This window comes from Legionella anisa (assembly GCF_001467525.1).
GTDB classification, from domain to species: domain Bacteria; phylum Pseudomonadota; class Gammaproteobacteria; order Legionellales; family Legionellaceae; genus Legionella; species Legionella anisa.
Window position 1 is genome coordinate 169711 of record NZ_LNXS01000001.1, and the last position, 24821, is coordinate 194531.

Here is a 24821-nt window from a genome sequence, read left to right on the forward strand (position 1 = left end):
GTGGCAAGATTATGCATTGCATGCAACTAAAGCTTGAGAAAATTCCTTATGGAAATTCTTCTCTCCTAGAAGTTTAATAATTCCTCCCTTACGTAGTTTTTCTTCTACTCGTGAGTTGGCTCCACTTAGAATCACTCTCACGTTACGTTCTTGTAAATCTTCAATAATTTCTTCCAAAGTTTGCAAGCCAGTTACATCCATAAAGGGTACCCAACGCATTCGAATAATTAACGTTTTGGGATCGGTATGGGTTACTGCTAAAGCATGTTGAAAGGACTCTGCTGCGCCAAAGAAAAAAGGGCCTTCTACAGCATAGACTAATACTCCATCCGGTAAGGTTTCGATATTTTGTCGTGCCATTTCATGTGCCAACTCTTCTTGAGTCATTTGTTGCACTTCAACACTGGAAGCCATACCTCGTATAAAATTCAGTACAGCAATAATTACACCTATATTTACTGCAACTACCAAATCAACAAACACGGTAAGGAAAAAGGTTACTAACAAAATCACAACATCAGCTTTTGGGGCACGTTGTATTAATTTAATGAAATGTTTTACTTCACTCATATTCCAAGCGACAACAAACAAAATTGCAGCAAGCACCGTAAGCGGTATATTCACTGCCAAAGGTGCCAAGAAAAGAATAATTAAAACTAAAGTCAGTGCATGGATTACACCTGCTAACGGACTATTAGCACCATTACGAATATTTGTCGCTGTACGAGCAATAGCTCCTGTTGCTGCAAACCCTCCAAACAATGGCGTAAAAATGTTAGCTATTCCTTGACCAATCAGCTCCTGATTGGAATTATGTTTTGTTCCTGCCATTCCATCTGCAACAACTGCAGATAAAAGTGATTCTATAGCACCGAGCATCGCAATCGTAAAAGCGGGGCCTATTAATTCGATCACCTTATCTATTGTGAGATCAGGCAATTTAAATTCCGGTAAACCTTGAGGTATCCCACCAAACAAGGAACCTATAGTCGCAACTCCGGAAAAACCATAGATTGTCTGCAATCCGGCCACAACCAATAGAGCCACAAGCGGTCCCGGAACACGCTTTAACCCTGGAACCCTATTTGAAAAAATAACCAAAAACAGTGAAAAAAAGCCTAAAATGGTTGTCAGTATATTGAGCTGAGGAAAAGACTGCAGTAAATACCATAATTTTTCATGAAAATGGCCGCTTCCACCAGAGGGAAGCCCAAAAAAGTAGTGCCATTGCCCAACCCAAATTACTACACCAATTCCTGCAGTAAAACCAATAATCACTGGGGCTGGGATAAATTTAATAATGCCTCCTAAACGAGCAAGACCAAAAAATAAAAGTATGACCCCCGCAAGTAGCGTTGAAATTTGTAAACCAGAAACTCCATATTTAGCAGTAATTCCCGAAAGAACCACAATAAAAGCGCCGGTAGGACCTGCAATTTGTAACCGGCTTCCACCCATAACTGAAACAATCAAGCCAGCAATAATCGCTGTATAAATACCTTGTTCTGGTCGTACACCTGACGCAATGGCGAAAGCCATTGCCAAAGGCAAGGCAACAACCCCCACGATAATTCCTGAGATAATATTTTGTAACCAATATTTCTTGTGGAACAGGCCCGCCTGATATGATTCAATGATGGTTTTCATAAAATCCTATGACTCATTCTTAAAAATGCTATCATTATACACAATCATATTAAAAAAATATCAATTTTCTGATAAAATTCCTCGCTTTATTCACATCTGAACGCGCATCTAATATTATATGTGCTTTATTATTAAGGCTAGCTACTTATGACTCTTACTGCTTTAAATGCGATCTCTCCAATCGACGGGCGTTATATTAATAAAACAAGGGCTTTGAGTCCTTATTTTAGTGAGTTCGCCTTAATTTATTACCGCCTGACTGTAGAAATTCGTTGGCTTGAATCTTTAGCAGCCAATAAAGCGATTTCCGAGGTTCCTCAATTAGATCAAAAGGCTCAAGACTTTCTTGATGATCTTATTGCCAATTTTGATGAGGAAGAAGCCATCAAAATTAAAGAATTTGAAAGGCAAACAAATCACGATGTTAAAGCAATAGAATATTACCTAAAGGATAAGTTCCAGCAGAATGCCAGTTTGAAAGCAATTACTGCTTTTATTCATTTCGCGTGTACCTCAGAAGATATCAACAACTTAGCTTATGCCTTAATGGTCAAACAGGCAATTGCCCAGGTTATTCAACCCACGCTTGCTGAAATTATGGGAGGAATTACGCTACTTGGAAAACAGCATGCCGACGTACCTATGTTATCCAGAACACATGGTCAACCAGCAACACCTACAACTATGGGGAAAGAGTTAGTCAATTTTGTTGCCCGTCTCAAAAGACCACAACAGCAATTATGTGAAGTATTGATTCCTGGTAAATTCAATGGTGCCGTTGGTAATTACAACGCACATACTATAGCTTATCCCGAAGTAGACTGGCGCAAGCACTGCGCTAATTTTGTTACGTCACTGGGTTTATCTTTTAATGCCTATACCACACAAATCGAGCCGCATGATGGATTAGCAGAAGTATCGCAAATTATGGTGCGTATTAATAATATTTTGCTCGATTACACTCAAGATATTTGGAGCTATATTTCTCTTGGTTACTTTAAACAAAAAACTGTAGCAGAAGAAGTTGGTTCATCCACTATGCCTCATAAAGTAAACCCCATTGATTTTGAAAATGCCGAGGGAAATTTAGGAATGGCGAATGCCCTCTTCATTCATTTTGCAAATAAACTGACTCAATCACGTCTGCAACGCGATTTATCTGATTCTACCGTATTGCGTAATATAGGTATGGCATTCTCTTACAGTCTTATTGCCTATCTGTCCCTAGCCAAAGGTAATGATAAATTACAAATCAATAAACGTCCTTTACAAGAAGATTTAAAATCAAATTGGGAAGTATTGGCTGAAGCAGTACAAACCATGATGCGTCGTTATAATGTGCCAAATGCCTATGAACAGTTAAAAGATTTAACCCGTGGGCAAGGAATTGATGAACAAAGCCTCAAGCAATTCATTAAAGGACTCTCGATCCCTGAGGAAGCTAAAGAGCAATTAATTAAACTCACACCAGAAAATTATACTGGTCTGGCAACCCAGTTAGTAAAGGCCTTTTTATGAGTGAGACACTCTCGCAACAAGGACAGACCTTTGAGTTTGATGTCCTTGTTATGGGCACAGGACTGGCTGGATTGCAATATTGCTTACAGCTGATTCAACTGCAACCTCGGTTAAAAATTGCTTTAATCAGCAAAGCAGAGGCTATTGAATGCAATAGCCGTTATGCCCAAGGTGGAATCGCTGCTGCTTTTTCAGCAGAAGATTCTCTTGAATCGCATATTTCAGATACCTTGATTGCTGGAGATGGGCTGTGTTATCCACCGGCCGTTGAATTTATTATTCGACAAGGCCCAGAGATGATAAAACAGCTGAGTCAATATAATGTTCACTTTAAACAAGATGGCAAAGGAAATTTTCACCTAGCCCAAGAAGGAGGACATTCCCATCGACGGATTTTTAACTGTGGTGATCAAACGGGCTTATCGATTACCCAAACAATGAACCAACTTGCCCAACAGCAGCAGCAAATTCATTTTTTTGAACATCATGTAGCAGTAAATCTAATTACCCATTACCATCCTCATCGCACCGATATTCAGGGAGAGGTTTTAGGAGCTTATATTCTGGATTGTACTGCAAATCGAATTCATACTTTTCTAGCGAATTGTGTGATATTAGCTACTGGAGGCGCAGGTAAAACGTACCGATATACAACAAATCCCATGGTTGCCACCGGAGATGGGGTTGCCATGGCTTATCGTGCTGGAGCACGGATTGGGAATATGGAGTTTTACCAATTCCACCCTACTCTGCTGCATCATCATTCTTTGAATAATTTCCTCATTTCAGAAGCGGTGCGTGGCGAAGGAGCTTTACTCAAAAATGCCGAAACAGGGGAACGATTTATGAAGCACTACGCCCCTGAGCAAATGGAACTAGCAACACGTGATGTCGTTGCGCGTGCTATTTTTAGTGAAATTGAACGCAGTCAAATGGGATATGTTTATTTAGATATTACCCATCAATCCAAAGAATTCCTGAAAAAACGTTTCCCGCAAATTTATACGACTCTATTATCCATTGGCATTGATATGAGCCAAGATATGATTCCCGTTGTGCCAGCAGCACATTATCAATGTGGGGGCATCCTTACGGATGTTGATGGCCGAACCGACTTAAAACGACTCTATGCCATAGGGGAAGTCGCTTTTACCGGTTTACATGGAGCCAATCGTCTGGCGAGTAACTCATTGCTTGAAGCATTGGTCATGGGTTCCAATGCCGCTCGATGTACTTTAAAAGATATTTCTGCTCCGTGGAAATACAACGAACCTATTCCTAACTGGAGCGCACCCAGTGAAGTCAATGCACGACGCGCCAGCCAAATTAATGCCCAGTGGCGTGGCTTAAGAGGAGAAATGACATCTTATGCAGGTATCGTGCGAACTGAAGCAGGACTTGAAGATCTACTACAATTAATAATGAAGCGTAAAAAAATAATTGAAGAATATTATTGGAAACATAGTATCACACGAGATTTTATTGAATTAAGAAACATTATTCTTAATGCCGAACTCATTGTAAGAGCAGCTCTGGCAAGACGAGAATCACGTGGTGGGCACTTTCGTGAAGATTACCCAAATAAGAAAGCGGAAGCACAAGAAAGCATTGCCAAACTTGGATTAATGGATAATTCACTTGAGTAATAAGATTGATGTAGCCTGGGTGCAGCGCAGCGAAACCCGGGGTTACTGGACATGAATAGGCTTCTCTATCCCGGGTTACGCTGCGCTGCACCCAGGCTACAATCTAAGTAATAAATTAAAAATGATTTGAGGCAAAACTGATGTTTAAAAACTCCACTCTTTACACACCTGAAACCACCTTAATGCATATCAGAAATGATATGAGTATTTGTCAAAGTGACTATCCAATCGACTGGTATCAAGAAGAATTCATTCCCTATGCTCAAGAGTACCAGGCATTACCCGATCGTAAGCTCACAACTGTTTTAGCTTGGATGACTCCTTATCTTAAAAAAGCACAAGATCATTTTGGCGAGCGATTATTACTTCTGGCTCATTACTACATGGGTGGCGATATTGTCCGTTTGGTTGAACAATTTGGTGGACTGATTGGTGACTCCTATCAATTGGCCTTGATGGCAGCTGAACATCCTGAAAAATCCATTATTATTGAATCTGCAGTGCATTTCATGGCGGAGTCCATTAGTATTTTAGCGAATAAAAACCAACAGGTTTATATTACTAACCCTAAATCGGGTTGCACCATGGAGATGCTTGCCAAAGACTTCATGGTCGAACCTGCTTTTCTTGATTTGAACGAACGCTATGGTGCTGAGAATATTTTGCCAGTTTGTTATATGAATACTTCCGGTCGAGTCAAAGCATTAACAGGCGCTCAAGGGGGGGCTGTTTGTACGAGTTCTAACGTAAAAAAAATATTCCAATGGGCGCTAAAGCAAAATAAAAAAATTCTTTTTATTCCCGATCAACATATGGGAGAAAACGTAGCTTATTGGTTAGGAATAAAAAATCTTGCCTACTGGCCCGGTGGAACGGCAGGAGCCCAATATTCACTTGCAGCGCAAGATTCAAAAACTCTAAAACAGTTTGATGAAGCCCAATTAATATTATTTGCAAGCCAATGTGCTGTACATACACATTATCAACCTGAAATGTGTGATTATTGGCACAATCAAGGGTACACTACCATCGTTCATCCAGAATGCCGTAACTCGGTCATTAAAATAGCACAACACGCAGGTTCCACTGCGTTCATCTGGGACTATGTAGTCCATGATCGTGCTAAAACCAAACGTTATGCGATTGGTACTGAAAATCACATGGTAGAAAATCTAAAGCAATATTGTAATGGTTTAAATATCGAAGTAGTCAATTTGGCTGAAGCCCCAAAAAAAGAAAATGAAAAAGGAATAGGTTGTGGATGTGCTACCATGTCACGTAACGATCCCCCTCACCTCGTCGCGCTTGTTGATTTATTGAGACAGGGGAAAACAATGTCTTATAACGAAGTTAAAGCGGGTGATGTAGTTAATGAATTCACGGGAAGTAGAAACAGACTACCGACAAATGATCAACAATGGGTTATCGATAATGCTAAAAAATCCTTGCAAATGATGATAGATATCACCGAAGATCGTATTTAATAAAACTAATTCATAATAATAAAATGTAGCCTGGGTGCAGCGTAGCGGAACCCGGGGGTTCACTGATATAAATTTCCCGGGTTCCGCTACGCTGCACCCAGGCTACAACGATCACTAAGTGACCCGACTTAATGACAAGTACAGTTAGGTGACTGCGTCCCATCTTTACACTTTAGATGACCAGTAGCTTTATCACATTGAGCAACCCCGCCATGCTTCGCACAACAACCTTTGGTACTAGTAGTGGTGCTCGTTGATTTTTTACAGGTACACGTAGGAGAATCTGTACCGTCCTTACACTTCTGATAACCCGTAGTTTGATTACAGGAAGCAACCCCGCCATGATTTGAACAACACACTGCATAGGCTCCAGCTAACGGACTTAATAAAAAAAGAAAAACAATAAGCTGAGCTATCCCTCTTGAAACTGAATGAGTATTTTTCATTTGAAACTCCATTTTCATCAATGACATTAATAATATAGAACATATTTATTCATATCATGAAGTTCATGCTGTATAAAATTGGCACTGTTCCAGTCCTTGAGTGCAAACAAAACCACCCAATGCATCAACCCAATTGTAATCAAGACGCGATGGAACTTTAGTCTGAACTTGCCACCATATTGAGTATTCACCCACTGAATTCCTATAAATGCACACCACCCCTTGCCCATATCCCGCAACCAAAATATTCGCCCGCACAAAATGAGTATTTTTGTCTCCTTGCGGACGATTAGGCGAATAAGGACTCACTGTCCATGGAGCTGGTGGAACGCCCCATTTTAAAGAAGTAGTTTGCGGATCAGGACAATTTGTTGCATGCCCCATTACCGTAAATTGTGCAAGAAAAAAACTAAAAATAACAAAATGATAGTTCCTCATAACTCCCTCTTCAGTAATGAGCTATTTTTTAAATAATAATATACTAAAAACCCATTGTGAGAATTTATTTCTTTGTTATAATGGCCGCTCAAATGCCTGGGTGGCGGAATTGGTAGACGCGCCGGATTCAAAATCCGGTGGTGGTGACACCGTGTGGGTTCGAGTCCCACCCTAGGTACCATAAATAGTATTCAGAATTTCAAAGCAAGCTCATATTAGCAAAGCGTAATGCGGGGTATTTACGGGTTTTACCATCCCCACTTCAAGCCATATTAATTCGTAAAAAGGTATATAATCCATTAGAGTTTTACCCTAATGAAAAATGAAGAAGAACTTCTATATAAAAATTAAATGAGGAAGGTATGATAATTCGAGTTTTCATTAATCTAGAAAAAGGTGAAATAGGCTTACGCGCTAATAAAAGTAATCAGAGCAGCGATGAGATTAAAGAGCTCATTGATTTTTTAAATGACCATCCTGAAATTACAACAATTCATTTCTCCCACAGCTTCATTACTCAAGAACTTGCTGAAAAACTAGCAGCAATACAAACAGTTAAAAAGATTAATTTATTTAATCACTCCCACGTGACTTTTGATTTCTATAAGAATTCTAATTCTAGTGTTGTGGCTGATTTCCAACAAAAATATGTTCAAGAATCAGACCTGTTGCAATCAGGTTTTTTTGCTTCGAAAGAGCCAGCCAATCCAAATTCAAATCAATTGCCAGAAAACGGGCGTAGCCTGGTTGCTTGCTGTAGGTTGGGCCTTGGCCCAACTTTTCTTTAATGACTAAGATAAGAATGAATAAAAAATTATTGAATTATATAAAAATGTTGGGCCAAGGCCTAACCTACACACGTAGGAAAAAAGTTAGGGGGCTTATCAAAAACTGACGATACCTCAGATTTTACTTGTCAACCTACAATTACATGTACTCAATTTTCTTATTATTTGATTTAAATATAAAATAATAAAAATCTGCCTATACTATAAGAAAACACAACATACGCTTTACGCAACTTAAGGAATTAAGATGTCGACTAAGTGGATTAAGAGTCATCTGACTTTGGTAGCTGGACTTTCATTGCCCATACTGCTCATACTTGTTTTCGTTATTGCAAATATTCCTTTTTTTAAAACAGATCCTCCTCGTTATAACCTCCTATTCTCTATATTGGATTCTTCTTCTTCCCCCTTTCCAGTGCAAGTCAACTTTATCGTTAGAAATGATCGGTTGATCGCTCAATATTCAAAAGTTCAAAATAATTATTGGGGGATTAAAAAACTCTATTTTTTTGACGCAAAAAAGCAAAAGGTGCAAGAACTTTCCATAGATTTTCCACACCTTAACAACAACGAAAATTTCAAAGAAGAGGTGGTGCAATCAACCAAACAATTTAAACTGGATACCTCACTGGAATCTCCTGACGGTTATGTCCTGTACACAAACAACAATAATTTAAACACGGGATTACTAACCGATCTTTTTCTAGGTAGTCATTATCGAAATAATACGATCTGCCTCAAAAAGGATTCTACCTGCGTCAAATTATACAATTTAGGTACACGCTATTTTACTTCGAATAATGTCCAATTTATTGGTTGGGTTAAACCATGAATAAAGACGAGGCGTTAGAAAAAATCGTTGAACTCGCCAAACGTTTTCAAATCGACATTAAAGAAATCGCATTGGCGTTGAAACCCGCTCAGACTACGAGCCCTGAAGATCAAACCAATTGGTTAAATAAACTGTATAGCTATATAGGCGGGATACTTATTTTTGCTGGGATTTGTGCATTGATTGCCATGAAATGGCAAGACTTTAATCTCTACGAACGTGTTACCTTGACGCTAGGTTTTGGTTTTTGCTCATTCATTTTGGCATTTGTATGTCTAAAATACCCTAATTACCAAAAAGCTTCGACACCTTTATTTTTGATTGCCCTATTCCTCGAACCTGCAGGACTTATCATTTTGTTGCAGGAATACGATTTAATGCTGCCAATATGGTGGATATTAATCATAGCGATTATCTATTTCACACATCAACGTTTTGCCATTTTATCGGATAAACCACTCGTTCTTGCAATCACGACTGTTGTATTTGGATGGATTCTTTTCGCCTACACAGAGGATATTAACCGTATTATTTTAAATTTGGGTTTTGGCTTTTTAATCTTCCTTTTGGGTCTTTATTACCAAGAGAAGCAATATAAAATTACAGTTCCTTTGTTTCTTGTTGCCGCGATCCTTGAAGCGAGTGGATTGCTTACCCTCTTATCACAATACACTTCCATATTGATGCCTACCTGGGGAGTGCTCGTAGTAAGCTTGATTCTTTTTCTGCAACACAGCGTTGCTTTTATAAGCACCAGACAGACGGTATTGGCTTTTATTACCTTGATTTTCCTCTATTCTTTTTTCTTGGCAGCATTCGAATTACTCGGTGTGCCAGAGCGCTTAAAATGGTTTATTCTCAGTGCATCCTTACTCGCTGTCAGTTCATTTATAAATCACTCAAAATATCAAAGTATTGCTGGGTTACTCTTTTTCATATCATCAGTGGCACTGCTTTTAGTAACCTTCGACATCGTTAAAAATAAACCTTATGAACTACTTTATTTAGGATTATCTTGTGGCTTAATTTATATGGCTATTATAGAAAGCAGCCGAGTCTTACTCATAACTGCAAGCTTGGCGACACTGGGTTTCATTTTATATTTTTCAAGCCAGCATTTCCCTCATACTATAGGTTGGCCAATTACTTTGATTTTAATTGGATTACTCTTAGTTGGCGTCAGTGGTATTGTCATCAAATTAAATAAAAAATATATGTAGGGTCTGTTACAATTCTACTCCCTTGGCCAAAATGCAGCGAATTGTAATCAGACCCTATTTACTACTGTACAGGATTCAACTCCCCCTCTTTCTCTACTTCATCCAGGTCTTGTTGATCTTCTTTAGTTTGCTCTTTAATCAAGATTAAAAAAGGGATAAATGCTAAAGCAAATAAAATAGAGAGTTGATACAAACCAACCCAACCTATAGCCATTTGAATGCTCGCAGCGACAGGTCCAGAAATAATACGAGGTATTGTCGATAAAGCGACAAGCATAGAAAACTGAGTTCCAGTATATTGTTTATTTACCAAACGCATGAATAAAGCCACCAGTGCAGTAGAACCCATACCCGCTGCAAAGTTGTCAAAAAAAACTGCGATTGCCAATAAGGTAACATTCTTTCCCACTATTGCTAAAGCAACAAATAAAACGTTGGTTAATGCCTGCAGTAAACCAAAAAAAAGCAACGACCGATATAAAGAAAAACGGATTAATAAAAATCCTGCACACAAGCCTCCAAGTAAGATGGATCCAACTCCCAGCATTTTATTGATGTAGCCAATTGTCTCTAAAGAAAAACCAAGCCCTTGGATTAAAAAAGGCATGACAATCCCGCTGGTAGTCGTCGTAAATGCTTCACCTAACTTATAACAAAAAATAAAGAGAAAAAGAGGAATAACTCCTGGACGGAACACTAATTCCTTAATAGGAGCTAAAAAAGATAAAGCAAAATTACTTTTTTCTTTGATTGGCACACTGGGTTCTTGGCTCAAGAAAACAGCGAACATGCCAGCAATCATCATGAGGCCCATAAAGCGATAAGTAAAAGCCCAGCCTAGTTTCTGAGCCATAACTAAAGCCAAGCCACCTGACAACAATAAAGCAATCCGATAGCCTAATACTGCTAAAGAAGCGCCTAAAGCATGTTCACTAGTTGGCAAATATTCTGCTCGATGTGCATCGATTGCTATATCTTGAGTGGCAGAAAAACAAGCGATAATCAAAGCCAGAAAAGCCATCAATTTAGGATATTGTTCAGGGGTAAACCAAGCCATTAAATTAAATCCAAGAAGCAATAGGCATTGCATACTTAAAATCCAACTTCGTCTCTTACCCATACTGAATAGGGAATAGCGATCCAGAATAGGTCCCCAGAAAATACGATAAGCATAGGGTAAACTAATTAAACTTAATGTTCCGGTAGCAAAGACGGACATCCCACTGTATGCAAACCATGCCTGCAAAGTACTACTGATTAACGCCATAGGTAAGCCAGAGGAAAAACCTAAAATGAAAACAATAAATAGGCGTTTGTTCATCTTGCGGATCTCTTTAAGGCAGGATAACTTGTTCTCTAAAGGAAAATCTCACTTTTGTTTTACGAATGAGATACGATAAGGAGGGAAATCCCTCCTTATTGATTAGGCAGATTTTTTCACAGAGATCAAATGAATTTTGAAAATCAAAGTTTCATTTGGACCTATAGGACCACCTACACTACGTGGGCCATAAGCTAAGTCTGAAGGAACATAAATTTCCCAAGTAGAACCAGCAGGCATTAATTGTAATGCTTCAGTCCAACCAGGAATAACTTGTGATACTTGGAATGTAGCTGGCTTACCTGTTTTTTCAGTACTATCAAATACAGTACCATCAATTAAAGTACCAGTGTATTCAACAGTTACTGTGTCCGCTTTACCGGGTTTATTTCCTGTACCTGCTTCAATAACTTTATATTGTAAACCGCTTGGCAGTACCGTTACGCCAGATTTTGATTTGTTAGTTGATAAAAAAGCATCGCCTTTAGATTTGTTTTCTTCAGCTTTTTTATTAAACTCAGCGCTGCGTTTCGCCATCAACTCTTTTTGGAATTTATTCAGAACATCTTTCATTTGTTGTTCTGTCAAAATCAATTGGGCACCAGACATTCCGTCTTGCATTCCTTTAGCTAATGCGTCCGGATTAATATCAATACCTTGATTTTTGAAATTTTTTCCTAAATCAGCACCAATACTATAAGATAATTTATCCTTATCCGTAACAAGCGATGTAGCATCAGCTGCCATTACAGTAGACATTGCCAGCCCCATGACGGCCGCAGTGACCAATTTCATCTTCATAAAGAATCCCCTTGTAGTCTTTCTATTGTGCATATCTTTCCAATTTTGATAGAAAAAGATATTACATTTTAAAATGCAACATAATTCTGCCTAAATTCATATGAAATTACCAGTATTTATGCTCGATTAATTGTAACTATATTATAAAGTTCATTGCATTAAGGATATTCTTAATGCATCTAAAGTTTATAGACTAATCCAGCAAAAGATGCACGTAAATTATTAAAGTAAATAGTCCGCTATAATTAAAATAGACAAATAATTAAGATTTCTCTACACTTTGCACTAATTGTAACAAGAGATTATTCCACATGAACATCAGTGTATTTGATTTATTTTCCATTGGAATTGGCCCATCAAGCTCGCATACTGTAGGGCCTATGCTTGCCGCTAATGCGTTTTTAACCTTACTCGAAGACAAGCAACTCATGAATCAAGTTCAACGGGTTAAAACCGAACTTTATGGTTCGCTGGCTTTAACCGGAAAAGGTCATGGAACAGATAAAGCCATTTTAAACGGACTGGAAAATAAAGCACCTGAAACTGTTGCTCCTGAGTCTATGGTGCCACGCATGCATGAAATCATTGACTCCCATACGTTAAATCTGGCAGGTAAGAAAAATATTAACTTTAATGAAGCAACTGATTTTCTTTTTTTACAAAAAGAGCTTTTGCCTAAACATTCTAATGGAATGCGTTTTTCTGCTTTTGATAGCCAGAACAATTTATTAATTGCGCAAGTTTATTACTCAATTGGCGGTGGTTTTATAACTACAGAAGAAGACTTTTCCAAAGCCACTGAAGATACAAACCCACCTCCATATCCATTTTCAACAGCAGCCCAACTTCTGGAACTGTGTCAAAAAAATAATTTAAGCATCGCGGAATTAATGTTAGTTAATGAAAAAACCTGGCTTAGCACTGAAGAAATTCATAAGGGTATTTTGGCAATTGCCAAGGTCATGGATGATTGCATCGCCAATGGATGTAAACACGATGGCATTTTACCAGGAGGGCTTAATTTAAAAAGACGAGCTCCTGATTTATATAAAAAACTCATGAATGAAAAAGGAGTAAAAAGCATTTTTGAGCAATCCGATATTATGAATTGGTTAAATCTTTATGCCATGGCAGTCAATGAAGAAAATGCAGCTGGCGGACGCATCGTTACCGCACCAACTAATGGTGCAGCAGGCATTATTCCAGCCGTACTGAAATATTGCCGACATGCTCATGATAAAATGAGTGATGAAGATATTTACACCTATTTTCTTACTGCCGCTGCGATAGGCATACTTTACAAAAAGGGAGCTTCCATTTCTGGAGCCGAAGTAGGTTGCCAAGGCGAAGTGGGTGTTGCCTCCTCTATGGCTGCGGCAGGCCTTACAGCGGTTCTCGGAGGAACTGTGGCTCAGGTAGAAAATGCTGCAGAAATTGCTATGGAACATCATTTGGGTATGACCTGTGATCCAGTCTTGGGTTTGGTACAAATACCCTGTATTGAACGCAATGCGATGGGTGCAGTAAAAGCAGTGAACGCAACGCGAATGGCGCTTATTGGTGATGGTCAACACCAAATTTCTTTAGATAAAGTCATCAAGACCATGAAACAAACCGGAATGGACATGCAAAGTATTTATAAAGAAACATCGATGGGGGGATTGGCTGTTAATCTACCTGAGTGTTAAAAAGGTTATAACCAGTTTTTTTAACACTTTGCTCTATTATTTGCTCCAGACCCAACAAGAGATGTCTTTGTATTCCTTCACTGATCACTCGAGCATCCTCCAAAGAGCTTATTGAGGAGGATACCTCTCTTATTTCTCCATCTAGCTTTTCCATTTTTTTATTAACTCTCATGTTCCGCTGTTGTTCTGAGCCAGCGCTATCTTCAGCAAAGAACAAGTTTTTACGAATAGAGCTCCATGCTGCCTCACCTTTATTGTTCACCACTACCCCTCTATGCTCCTCAGAATCTCGAACTTCATATTCTAAATCAGATACAGAGTGCTTTGTACGTAAAAGCCTAACGGGTAAAGGAGCAACTACTATATTAAAATTATAAATTTCATTGAGTTCTTCATTTGTATAACAATTCGTAAAAGATTCTCGGAACTTAGATAGTGTTTCAATTGCTTCCTGTTTTTTCCTCTCATGTTGATGGGAATTCATATAATCATAAATGGGACAATAATCCTCTTGATTCGATAACATTGAAATATTGTCAGTCGTAAAATAAGCACACACTCGACCTTTAACTTGCAACGTATCTATTGGGATATAGATTTTCAGAGTACACATGGTACTTAATTTACCGAACCCTATCCTACTGCTTAATAAATTAGTTAAAACTAACGCTTGATTGAATCCCAAAGGGTCGCAGATCAAAATATCTAAAGTAGGGAGAGTCTCATCGTTAAAATTAAAATTAAACTCTAAAAAGGACCAATGATTTAATTGTTCACTTCCATCCCATTTTGAAATACCAATTTGAAATCGTAAATTCTTAGCAGCATATGTAATCATTTGCTTAACAAGCTCGGCTAACCATTCCAGGTCATCAGTACTCATTGCGAACGCATTGAAGTCCTCATCCCCTCTTCTTTCCCTCCTTTTCATTTCTTTTAAATAAAAGAAAAATGCCATAAGTTCTGGAGAAATATTACCTGGGTTCTTACTGAGAGCTAACAGTTCTTTGATCTCTGAGATGCTTTTCATGATATGAACAGTTTGATAGTTAATTAATTTATTTAATTTAATATAAATAAAATTAACTAAAATAAAAACATTTTTTGAAAAAATAACCAAAATATATTTTTTATTTTCAATGTGATAAAGATTTTTATTTATGATGAATGAAGATGGGAAAATTTAAATCGTTTCAAAAACAAGAATACAAGGTACAACATAACCCAGGTTACATTTTTCACACTATCTCTCAATCAATAGTATACTGCTCAGTGAAACAATCAACGAAAATCCAAGCATCAGAACATTCTTTAGTAAAGAATAAATCACTCATTGCATATCCTACTACTGCTGCCAGTTTATCATTAAAATAAATTAAAGGAATTCGCTCTCTTAACCAAGGAGGAACCCCCCACTCCTGGAACAATTTTTTTAAACGCTTAGTCTGTCCATGCAAGGAAAACTCTTCTCCACCTTGTCTAAATCGGACAAATATTTTTGCATCAGTAGGGATGACTACCCCCTGATTGTTTTTTTTTGCCACTAAATTAATGTGTTCATCGGGCATGACTAAAGGTAAAGGAAAAGCAGACCACTCAATAGACCGCTTTCGAAACGCTACTGAAGAGGAGACCTTCGTTGATACGGTGCTCGAATCCTCATGTGACTTAGTGTGCACTCCGGATCTACGCTCCGTATCTCCACGCATTTCTCGCTTTGCAGCGAGTTTCGAAAGAGAGCTATTGTAGGGTAAATTATTTGCATTTTTTCTATCTAAATATAAATGCTTTTGGTAACGACGCACAGTAACTTCACCCCAACTCACTGCTGGAGTCGCATCTTGACTCGCAAAAATCACTTCATCAATCAAACGCCAAAAAGTCACAGTTGAGGGCAATTGGATTTGATTATTTTTCAACCAGGCTCGGAGCACATTTGCTATTCGATCTCGGCTAAGTGTTTTTAATGGTGTCATCAATAAAGAGTTGCTTGTTAATTTTTCAAGGTTTTCTTCCAATGTCATATCTTGAGCTGCCAACATATCCAGATTTCTTTTAGCCTGTTGGCAATGAAGCGCTGTTCTTGCAATATTACCTACAACTCCAGGCCATTTTTTTTTCAACAAAGGCATAATGTACTGGCGTAGGTAATTTCGTGAATAGCTGGTATCCTGATTGCTCTCATCTTCTATCCAGTTCAATTGATGCAAGGCAGCGTAATGTTCCAATTGCTCTCGTGAATGAGTTAAAAAAGGCCTGGCAATTTTTCCCGGTTCCAATTGACCAAAATCAGGCATAGCAGCCAAACCATCCACTCCGGAACCTCGAAATAGCTGCAAAAGAACTGTTTCTGCTTGATCGTTTAAATGATGTCCTGAAATGAAGCAATCTTGCTCTGTAAGCAGAGAAGAAAAAACTGCATACCTGGCAATACGTGCCCCCTCCTCAATATTTGCTGAACGATCAAATTGCACCGATTGGGTAACTAAAGGGATACCTAAATCCTGGCAAAACTGTTGACAATGTAATTGCCAATGAAGAGCATTCGCACTAATACCATGATTTACATGCACTGCGATTAATTTAACAAGCAAAGTCGGGTGGGAAGCAAGAACATGCAACAGCACTGTTGAGTCAAGTCCACCACTATAACCTATAATTAACTTATTAAAATGACTTAGGCGAGAAAACCACTCAGTGCTCAATAAAGGTTTAATCACTTGCCCCCATAATCATAAATTTTTGATATCTGTCTTCGACCAGCTGCTCCAAAGATGATTTCTTTAAGGCACTCAATTCGCTAACTAAAATCTCCTTTAAACGTGCAGCCATTTCATCGACATTACGATGGGCCCCTCCTAATGGTTCAGGAATAACCATATCAATTAATTTATTTTCCAGAATCTTATCTGCGGTAATCCTCATTGCGCGCGCAGCTTCACTTGCTTTGGACGCATCTTTCCAAAGAATCGAAGCACAACCTTCAGGAGAAATTACTGAATAAATACTGAATTCGAGCATTATCACCCGATCACCAACACCAATTGCCAATGCGCCACCCGATCCTGCTTCTCCTGTTACTACACAAATAATTGGCGTTTTAAGACGTGACATCACGAAAAGATTGCGAGCGATTGCTTCAGATTGATTACGCTCTTCGGCACCGATTCCGGGATATGCTCCTGCTGTATCAATAAAAGTAAAAATAGGTAATTTGAATTTTTCAGCCATATTCATCAAACGTAAGGCTTTTCGATACTCTTCTGGACGAGCCATACCAAAATTACGATATACCTTTTCTTTGGTTCGTTTACCTTTCTGATGACCAAGCACCATAACTGGCTCGCCATTCAAACGCGCCAAACCACCAATAATTGCAGGGGCTGAAGAACAACTTCGGTCACCATGTAGCTCCTGAAAATCAGTAAAAATGCGTTCAATATAATCTGTAGTCTGAGGTCTAAGCGGGTGCCTTGCCATTTGCGCTATTTGCCAAGGCTCTAAGTTTGAAAAAACTTGAGAGGTTAGCTCAGAACATTTTGCTTGAAGTCGCGCTATTTCATCACTTAAATTCACTTCGTTATCATGACCTACCATGCGAAGTGCTTCAATTTTTTGATTCAACTCTTCGATGGGTTGCTCAAAATCCAAAAATTGTCGGCTCATTGAATACTCTTTGGTGAATTAAATATCATGGTATATGATAACCTTAACCGACAATTGATGCCAGATTCAAAACAAGCATATGATCATTACCGAATTCAACCCTTTAAATACAGAAAATTGCATCTTAAGTGAAGCTCGAATTGATCTTTGGCAATTCTCTTTAGTGCATGAATTAGAAAATGCGTATGAACTATTAAATTCTGAAGAACAAGCGCGTGCAGAACGATTTTATTTCAGCAGGCACAAACGCCGTTTCTCTACTGCCAGAGCAACTATGAGAATCATTTTAGCAAATTACCTCAATATACCAGCAGAACAACTAGAATTTGCTTATAATAACCACGGCAAACCTGAAGTCATGAATGCAGCAAAGTTGCAATTTAATATAAGTCATACGGGTGACTTGGCGCTCCTTGCAGTAGGGAAAAACTTTCCTATAGGGGTAGATATAGAAAAGTATTCTGCTCGACCTTATGCAGGGATTGCAAAAAATTTATTTTCGGACCAAGAATATGAAGAATTTATTAAAGTTCCTCTGGCTCTAAAACCAGCAATTTTCTTTCATGTTTGGGCGCAAAAAGAAGCCTTTATCAAAGCCTGTGGTTTAGGTCTTTCCTATCCAACCAAAAATTTTAGTGTCCCCATATCTATGCCAACGAAACAATTGGTGAATGACCCATTACACAATATGACTTGGCAACTGCGTTCTTTTATGCCAGAAGTAGCCTGCAGCGGTGCTTTATGTCATCACCCTACTGTAAGGGAAATTAGGCATGGATTTATTAATCTACAGCAAAAAACTCAATTGATTTTTTAGGTTTATGTCAATGCACTTCACACCTGCGCAACTTACATTATTACAATTACTGGGCGATGGCGACTGTCACAGTGGTTCTGAATTAGGGACAGCTTTGGGTATCACCCGTTCGGCGATTTGGAAACAAATCAATCATTTAATTGCATTAGGGATCCCTATAACGCGAATAAGACATCAGGGTTATCAGCTTCCCAATCAATTGATTTTATTAAATAAACAACAAATTATGGAGCATCTTGCTCCACAAAAACAATCGAGTCCGTTCAATTTACATCTCTTCACTTCTATTGATTCAACAAATCGCTACCTAAAAGATTTACCTCCTACAAATACCGTTGATATTTGCTGTGCCGAAATTCAAACTCAGGGCAGAGGTCGATTTGGCAGACACTGGCACTCCCCCTTTGGTGAAAATCTTTATTGTTCCAGTCGTTGGAACCTTAACTATGATCTGAGCAAGCTATCAGGATTGAGTTTGGTCACCAGCTTGGCTATCTTGGCAACTTTAAATGAATTTGACATCTCATCTAACATCAAAATTAAATGGCCCAATGATATTTTATGGACTCATAAAAAATTATGCGGTAGCTTGATTGAAATATTGGCTGAATCCAATGGCAATGTGCAAATCATCATAGGCATTGGCTTAAACGTTAATACGGACACAGAGAACCACCCTCTTCCAGACAAGCCTTGGTGTTCTTTATATGAAATAACCAAGCAGCATTTTGATCGTAATGTCCTTATTGCAAGACTGATTACCAATTTGGAACACTATTTAATCAAATTTATTCACCATGATCTCAACTCCTTTATGGATGAATGGAATAAATCAGATTATCTGTTTGGAAAAAACATCAACGTGACTCAGTCTTTAAATACTTTATCTGGGATTGCTTGTGGAATTAATCAACTCGGACAATTAATACTGCAAGATGAATCGGGCACAAAGCACTTTCTCTCATCAGGAGATACATCGCTGCATGAACGACCGTAAAAGATTACACAATAAGATGAGAACAAAGAAAAATTAGGTTTGTCCCGAGCATTTTTAAGTGCTCGGAACTGGATGACTGCGAGGAAATCGATTTATACTGCTTCTTCAGACTCGTCTGATTGTTTTTCTTGTTGTATGCGCAAATAAATTTCTTCACGATGGACAGATACATCTTTAGGTGCATTAATACCTAAGCGAACTTGATTACCCTTTACACCTAACACAGTAATATTAACATCATCACCTATGATTAAGGTTTCACCGATGCGGCGAGTTAAAATTAACATAAAAATCTCCCTAACAAAGCAGCTACCTATTCCTCCACAGAACGCTATCCATGGTATTCTTGATAGCCAAAACGGTCTAAAAACAAACTAATACTTGTTATACGAGTTTAATTTTACACTCTGATTATTAACAGAGTATTAAGAAAACTAGGAAATGTACCTCTTTTTACCTGTTTAAGGCAAAAAATTGTGAATTATTTCATTTCCAAAATCAACTGACCTCTAACTGACAGTTAATGGGACCATATTTTAAACTTGATTCGAAGCGGATACCTCTATTTATCATCCACTACTTTAATTGACTTTTTAGGCTAACTTACATACGAACAATGCTCTGATAAAACGAGCTATTAGCTAGGTATTAGAACGTCAATACAAGTGAATTAAATAATTTTTCCTTAATCAGCAGTCGCAAATACCCTTCATTTAGAGATATACTTACCAAACCTTTTTAAACAGGAAATTTTGCATGTCCTTGAAGGCCATGTACAACGACACCGCTGAAGGCTATGCTATGGCCAATCGTTTTGGTGCGATTAGCCAAAGTCATCAAATAGCAATTGAACAAATGAAGCACTTTTATTTGGGAATAAAACCACATTATAAAGTTCTTGATTTGGGAGTTGGTAATGGTGCATTTCTAAAAAAATTGCAAGAAATTATGCCCAAAGCAGAATTTACTGGAATTGATGTTTCTTCGGAGATGTTGAAACACGCCCGTGAAACATTACCGCTGATCACAATAGAAGGTAGCGCCGCAAAAGCGAGTAAGTTCTTGCCACCTCACAGTCAGGATTTAATTCTGGCGCACTTTATTAATGCTTATATCCCGATTAAGGTTTTATTTCATGAGGCCAAATTATTGACCCGTGCAAATGGTCATTTTTCAATGATTACTACAACTTATGATTCCTTTCCGGTAGCACAACAACGTTTAGCTGAATTTATTACAGAAGATTCAATTTTAAGTAGTGTGGTTGGCCATTATTACAAATCCATTGTAAAAAATACTACAGTTGCTGCAAATAACAATGAATTGATGCAGGCGTTCAAACAAAATCAATTCGAAGTCATCGCGCATCAACGTTTGGAAATACCCATTACCTTAAATACTATTGATGAATTGGCGCTTTTTGGTATTGAAGGTACCTGGTTTCTCAATACTTTATCCATTAGGATGTTGCCAAAAATATTTTTGATCCAAAGAATTAAGCGTCTTTTTAGCAAAATTTTTACTTTCCCCTATCATGATACTCATATAATTGATGTCGTTCTTGCCAGAAAATGATAATCTGATAATTATCTTTAGGTGGCGAGGTAAGAAAAATGATTTCTCAAGAAGTGAAAAATTATTTGCCTGAATTAGCTCTGCGACAAAAACAAGCCAATAACATCATATTTATTACTTTTTGGAGTCAATTCTCAGTATATGCACTCAATACCATATTGGTTTTATTTTTAACTCGCCCGGTATGGTCTCAAGGTTTGGGTTATAGCCAGGCCAAAGCATATGCTTTTATTGGAGTAGCTCATGCAATGGGTTATCTTATGCCCATGCTCGGTGGGTACATGGCTGATACTGTAGTTGGGATTAGACGATCTATTCTTCTTGGGAGTATTCTATTAGCGTGCGCTTATTTGCTCATTATGATTAGTGGATACACAGTAAGTTCCCTGGGAGATACGTTTTTCATTGCTGCCTATGCATTTATACCTGCCACTAACTCCCTTTTAATGGGAACCTCTTCAAGTATGGTATCACATATTTATTCGGATGATGCCGTCAAAGCAAAATCGGCGATGACCTACTATTACATAGCAATAAATGTCGGCGCATTATTAGCCACCTTAATTGCTCCATTGCTTTTTGAAAGCCGTTATGGCCCGCTTTCTATCCTTACTTTGACATTTGTAGGTAAATCAATTGCGGCTTTAAATTTTGCGAAGCGCTACTCCATTTATGAAAATGTCATTTGGGGCAAAGATCAATCTAAATTTTCTACATCAGGCATACTTCGTTTAATTGTATATATAGTTACTATTTATGTACTGACTTTATTTGCCTACTCCCATGTTTACATTGCCAGCACCATCATCGCATTAGGTTGTGGCATAGGAATTATATGGTTTTTAAGAAAAACGCTAACACTTAATGGTATTGTACGCGACAAACAAATGATTGCTTTATTGCTCATTGTTGAAGCAGTCGTGTTCTTTGTTATCTACAACCAAATGAATAGCACATTAATTTTATTTGCCGAAAATAATTCAGATCATAATTTATTTGGTTTAACTGTTTCACCAGCTCATTATCAAATATTGAATCCATTACTCATCTTAGCTATTGGCAGTCAACTACCTCGTTTTTATAAAGTATTTCCCCGCTTCACTATTCCCTATCAATTTGCCGCAGGTACTGCGCTTGCAGGGATTGCTCTTTTGGTGATGGCATTCGCTGCTACAACTACTATTAATGGAATAATTAATGGCAACTACATCGCGTTAACCTACATTCTCATTTCTATTGCAGAATTATGGGTCAGTGCTATTGGCTTAAGCATGGTAGGTCTATATTGTGACAAAAATTCAATTGCCTTTGCTATGGGCGTATGGTATCTCGCAAGCTCTCTGGCACATGCCATATCTGGAAGAATTGCTGCTTGGGTTGCGATTCCTAACACGATTAACTCGCCCATAGATAGTCTCCCTTATTATGAAAACTATTATTTAGCTTTAGGAGTGAGCGCCATAGTATTAGGTATACTCATGTATTTTCTCGCCTATATTTTGCAAAAAATAATGAGAAGAAAAGGAGAAATCTTAGGTTAAATACACGTAAGCATTCACGATCCATTCACCGAACGGCTGCATTTGGCGCACCTTGCGCAATACTTCGGAAGCCTCACATACTGATGTATGCTACGTTTCATCAGCATTATTTTCGCGCAACCTGCGCTCAAATTCAACCGTTCGCCAAAATTCAAACATACCCCCTGAACGGTTACAAATACACACATTGATCTAACTTTATAAACCTAAATTATCTTGTTTAAATATTCGGTCAGCACGATAACTTGAGCGCACTAAAGGACCAGAAGCTACTTCAAAAAAGCCCTTCTTTAATCCGATCTGCCTTAACTCGGCGAAGGTCTCAGGGGTCACATAACGCTCAATGGGTAAATGGTTTTTTGTCGGTTGTAAGTACTGCCCCAGAGTAAGAATATCTACTTTATGCCGACGCAAATCATCCATTGTTCGAATAATTTCTTCATCTGTTTCGCCTAAACCTAACATCAAACTGGTTTTAGTGAGTACATCAGGTCTATAGCGTTTCGCAAATGCAAGAACGTTTAATGTTTGAGCATAACCAGCCCTATTGTCACGTACCGGATGGGTCAACCGCTCTACTGTTTCTACATTTTGCGCAAATACATCAACACCACTATCCAATAATACTGCTACATCTCGTTCTACACCTTGAAAATCGGGTGTTAGTGCTTCCACTTTGGTTTTGGGAGAGCGTTGTTTAATCGCACGGATGGTTTGTGCATAATGATTTGCGCCACCATCGGGTAAATCATCTCTGTTTACTGAGGTTAACACAACGTAGTCGAGATTCATTAATGCTACTGTATTTGCTGTATTTTCTGGTTCTTGTGGGTCCAACCAGCCATGAGGATTTCCAGTGTCTACTGCACAAAAACGACATGCACGCGTACATACGGCACCCATTAACATAATAGTTGCCGTACCGTGTGACCAACACTCAGAAATATTAGGGCATTTTGCTTCTTCACAAACAGTAGCCAAACGGTGCTTTTGTACTTGTTCTTTTACTTGGTGATACTCAGGGGTAGTATGATTTACCACACGTAACCATTTAGGCTTAGGTAAACGCTCATAAACTTGCCCCGTAGGTTTTACTCCATCTTTAATTGCTGTTACACCATGAGATGTTTTATATTTTTTTCCACTCTCTACAACAACAGGAATATTAATGGGCTTGCTCATGCTATCACCTGAAAAACAAAGAAAGAGGATAATCCCAAATCATCAAAATAAGATCAAGTCAAATTTAAAAAGCAGCCAATAACCATCAAGATAAATAAAAGCACTAGTGATAATCCAAAGTAAGATAATGCGAATGGATAGACGATTAAGCTTACAGCGATAGCGAGTAGGAACAATAAACCAATAGTGGCTAATTTTGTTTGCAAGGCGGCGAAACGCTCAAATTTAAGCAAAATAAAATAAACAAGCAAAATCAAAAGCAAGGGAAGAATGTACACGACCTGATAAATTAATTGATATAAATTCTCCTGCTGTATGGTTAAATTTTGATCACCCAACCATTGCTCAAAAATTGTAGACCAATTCATCACACAGGTTTGTTGATAAATTGTAGTGATCAAACCTAATAAAAAAGCCAATGAAAAATATAAAGCCATAGGAGACTGTTTTTTATAATATTGCGTCACAAAATAAATAGTCATTAAACCCAATAATACAGCCGGAATACGCATCCAGGGTAACAACTCAAAAAAAGTACTGGTATACGCCTGTTGAAAATAATGCACAATTACTACGGAAAAAATAAATAAGAGGCTTGCAATAAGCTGCTTTTTCTTCTGTGTTTCGATTAAAAGAAAAGCTAGGAATCCCGCAAAACAAAAAAACGCACAAGGACTAAAGGAGTCCATAAATGCTATAGTGGTTGTAAAACGTAACTTCGAAGGTTTTTCGACCAGTCCAGTAACAAATCGATTCGCATTTGCCAAATGGCGTAGTGCATTCACTGTTTCTTGGGTTAATTTACCTTTATTTTCAATTTGTTTCTTACAATAATTAATTGCTTGCAATAAATCCTTTCCAGTGGTTTCTGCAGATGTAAATCCAACCCAACGTGAATTACAAATATAAATTGATGGAACAGCAAAATCATCCATTTGCTGCGCACTCAATAGTTGATAAAAACGACCCAATGCATCTTTATCCTGATTAATATAATACCGTTGAACATTCAGATCAGGATTTTTTGCTTCTACTTCCTGAAAAAATACATCTGCTTTTTGACAATGAGGGCATGTAGACGTCAGAAACATGTCTATGTTAAGAACCACTTTGTTATTTGTCTTGGAATACCATGTGGGCGATAATTCAGCGGCCCACGCAGGAGCATGAATTATTAAGAGAATTAAAAGCAATCTGAAGACTGTTTTCATATA

At 38.1% G+C, this 24821-nt stretch carries 22 protein-coding genes and 1 tRNA gene; 12 read left to right on the forward strand and 11 right to left on the reverse strand.

The window, feature by feature from the left end; all coding sequences use genetic code 11:
- Positions 1–9: 9 nt before the first annotated feature.
- A complete protein-coding gene (locus Lani_RS00740; protein WP_019235051.1) occupies positions 10–1647 on the reverse strand; it encodes a SulP family inorganic anion transporter in 1638 nt (545 codons plus the stop codon).
- A gap of 147 nt (positions 1648–1794) precedes the next feature.
- Between Lani_RS00740 and purB the strand changes: the two genes are divergently transcribed.
- From purB to nadA, 3 genes are all read left to right on the forward strand, one after another.
- Complete coding sequence (gene purB / locus Lani_RS00745) at positions 1795–3165, forward strand: adenylosuccinate lyase (protein ID WP_019235050.1); 1371 nt, start codon at positions 1795–1797, stop codon at positions 3163–3165.
- The gene (gene nadB, locus Lani_RS00750; RefSeq protein ID WP_019235049.1) at positions 3162–4811 is read left to right on the forward strand and encodes an L-aspartate oxidase; all 1650 of its coding nucleotides are present in this window, start codon (positions 3162–3164) and stop codon (positions 4809–4811) included. The genes purB and nadB overlap by 4 nt, the downstream gene beginning before the upstream one ends.
- A 140-nt stretch (positions 4812–4951) precedes the next feature.
- The gene (nadA, locus tag Lani_RS00755; RefSeq protein ID WP_019235048.1) at positions 4952–6295 is read left to right on the forward strand and encodes a quinolinate synthase NadA; all 1344 of its coding nucleotides are present in this window, start codon (positions 4952–4954) and stop codon (positions 6293–6295) included.
- A 128-nt stretch (positions 6296–6423) separates the two neighbouring features.
- On the opposite strand, the gene Lani_RS00760 is transcribed toward nadA, so the two are convergent.
- A complete protein-coding gene (locus Lani_RS00760; RefSeq protein ID WP_058388348.1) occupies positions 6424–6741 on the reverse strand; it encodes a hypothetical protein in 318 nt (105 codons plus the stop codon).
- A gap of 63 nt (positions 6742–6804) precedes the next feature.
- Positions 6805–7179, reverse strand: coding sequence for a DUF3757 domain-containing protein (locus tag Lani_RS00765; RefSeq protein WP_019235046.1), 375 nt, complete (start codon positions 7177–7179; stop codon positions 6805–6807).
- 94 nt (positions 7180–7273) lie between these two features.
- Between Lani_RS00765 and Lani_RS00770 the strand changes: the two genes are divergently transcribed.
- The 4 genes from Lani_RS00770 to Lani_RS00785 all read left to right on the forward strand — a co-directional run bounded on the left by Lani_RS00770 (position 7274) and on the right by Lani_RS00785 (position 10019).
- Positions 7274–7360, forward strand: a tRNA-Leu gene (locus tag Lani_RS00770).
- 181 nt (positions 7361–7541) lie between these two features.
- Positions 7542–7967, forward strand: a complete 426-nt coding sequence (locus tag Lani_RS00775; protein WP_019235045.1) for a hypothetical protein — start codon at positions 7542–7544, stop codon at positions 7965–7967.
- Positions 7968–8214: 247 nt separating this feature from the next.
- Positions 8215–8799: a hypothetical protein gene (locus Lani_RS00780; RefSeq protein WP_019235044.1), complete on the forward strand. Its 585-nt coding sequence runs from the start codon at positions 8215–8217 to the stop codon at positions 8797–8799.
- Positions 8796–10019, forward strand: coding sequence for a hypothetical protein (locus Lani_RS00785; protein ID WP_019235043.1), 1224 nt, complete (start codon positions 8796–8798; stop codon positions 10017–10019). The genes Lani_RS00780 and Lani_RS00785 overlap by 4 nt, the downstream gene beginning before the upstream one ends.
- A gap of 61 nt (positions 10020–10080) precedes the next feature.
- Here the strand turns inward: Lani_RS00785 and Lani_RS00790 are convergent, their stop codons facing one another.
- Together Lani_RS00790 and Lani_RS00795 are read right to left on the reverse strand one after the other, a co-directional pair.
- A complete protein-coding gene (locus tag Lani_RS00790; protein WP_019235042.1) occupies positions 10081–11340 on the reverse strand; it encodes an AmpG family muropeptide MFS transporter in 1260 nt (419 codons plus the stop codon).
- Between the two features lie 102 nt (positions 11341–11442).
- Positions 11443–12141, reverse strand: a complete 699-nt coding sequence (locus tag Lani_RS00795) for a BamJ family beta-barrel-assembly machinery protein (protein ID WP_019235041.1) — start codon at positions 12139–12141, stop codon at positions 11443–11445.
- A 311-nt stretch (positions 12142–12452) separates the two neighbouring features.
- Between Lani_RS00795 and Lani_RS00800 the strand changes: the two genes are divergently transcribed.
- Entirely contained in the window at positions 12453–13829 is a 1377-nt protein-coding gene (locus Lani_RS00800) for an L-serine ammonia-lyase (RefSeq protein WP_019235040.1), read from the forward strand.
- On the opposite strand, the gene Lani_RS00805 is transcribed toward Lani_RS00800, so the two are convergent.
- From Lani_RS00805 to Lani_RS00815, 3 genes are all read right to left on the reverse strand, one after another.
- Positions 13810–14859, reverse strand: a complete 1050-nt coding sequence (locus Lani_RS00805; RefSeq protein ID WP_051045723.1) for a hypothetical protein — start codon at positions 14857–14859, stop codon at positions 13810–13812. The two genes, Lani_RS00800 and Lani_RS00805, sit on opposite strands and share 20 nt — an antisense overlap.
- 220 nt (positions 14860–15079) lie before the next feature.
- Positions 15080–16549 carry a tRNA lysidine(34) synthetase TilS gene (gene tilS / locus Lani_RS00810; protein WP_058388349.1) on the reverse strand — a complete coding sequence of 490 codons (1470 nt, stop codon included), beginning with the start codon at positions 16547–16549 and terminating at the stop codon, positions 15080–15082.
- Positions 16542–17495, reverse strand: coding sequence for an acetyl-CoA carboxylase carboxyltransferase subunit alpha (locus Lani_RS00815; protein ID WP_019235038.1), 954 nt, complete (start codon positions 17493–17495; stop codon positions 16542–16544). The genes tilS and Lani_RS00815 overlap by 8 nt, the downstream gene beginning before the upstream one ends.
- A gap of 79 nt (positions 17496–17574) precedes the next feature.
- Here Lani_RS00815 and Lani_RS00820 point away from each other — a divergent pair, with 79 nt between their 5' ends.
- Positions 17575–18312, forward strand: coding sequence for a 4'-phosphopantetheinyl transferase family protein (locus Lani_RS00820; protein ID WP_019235037.1), 738 nt, complete (start codon positions 17575–17577; stop codon positions 18310–18312).
- 10 nt (positions 18313–18322) lie between these two features.
- Complete coding sequence (locus Lani_RS00825; protein WP_019235036.1) at positions 18323–19309, forward strand: biotin--[acetyl-CoA-carboxylase] ligase; 987 nt, start codon at positions 18323–18325, stop codon at positions 19307–19309.
- Between the two features lie 92 nt (positions 19310–19401).
- On the opposite strand, the gene csrA is transcribed toward Lani_RS00825, so the two are convergent.
- Positions 19402–19596 (reverse strand): carbon storage regulator CsrA, encoded by a 195-nt coding sequence (gene csrA, locus Lani_RS00830; protein WP_010654169.1) that lies wholly within the window; start codon positions 19594–19596, stop codon positions 19402–19404.
- Between the two features lie 469 nt (positions 19597–20065).
- On the opposite strand from csrA, the gene Lani_RS00835 reads away from it, so the two are divergent.
- Both Lani_RS00835 and Lani_RS00840 read left to right on the forward strand, forming a co-directional pair.
- Positions 20066–20884: a class I SAM-dependent methyltransferase gene (locus tag Lani_RS00835; protein ID WP_019235035.1), complete on the forward strand. Its 819-nt coding sequence runs from the start codon at positions 20066–20068 to the stop codon at positions 20882–20884.
- Positions 20885–20922: 38 nt separating this feature from the next.
- Positions 20923–22425: a peptide MFS transporter gene (locus Lani_RS00840; protein ID WP_019235034.1), complete on the forward strand. Its 1503-nt coding sequence runs from the start codon at positions 20923–20925 to the stop codon at positions 22423–22425.
- 198 nt (positions 22426–22623) lie between these two features.
- Here Lani_RS00840 and lipA read toward each other — a convergent pair whose 3' ends face one another.
- Both lipA and Lani_RS00850 read right to left on the reverse strand, forming a co-directional pair.
- Positions 22624–23607 (reverse strand): lipoyl synthase, encoded by a 984-nt coding sequence (lipA, locus tag Lani_RS00845; RefSeq protein ID WP_019235033.1) that lies wholly within the window; start codon positions 23605–23607, stop codon positions 22624–22626.
- Between the two features lie 53 nt (positions 23608–23660).
- The gene (locus Lani_RS00850) at positions 23661–24818 is read right to left on the reverse strand and encodes a thioredoxin domain-containing protein (RefSeq protein ID WP_019235032.1); all 1158 of its coding nucleotides are present in this window, start codon (positions 24816–24818) and stop codon (positions 23661–23663) included.
- Positions 24819–24821: the final 3 nt, after the last annotated feature.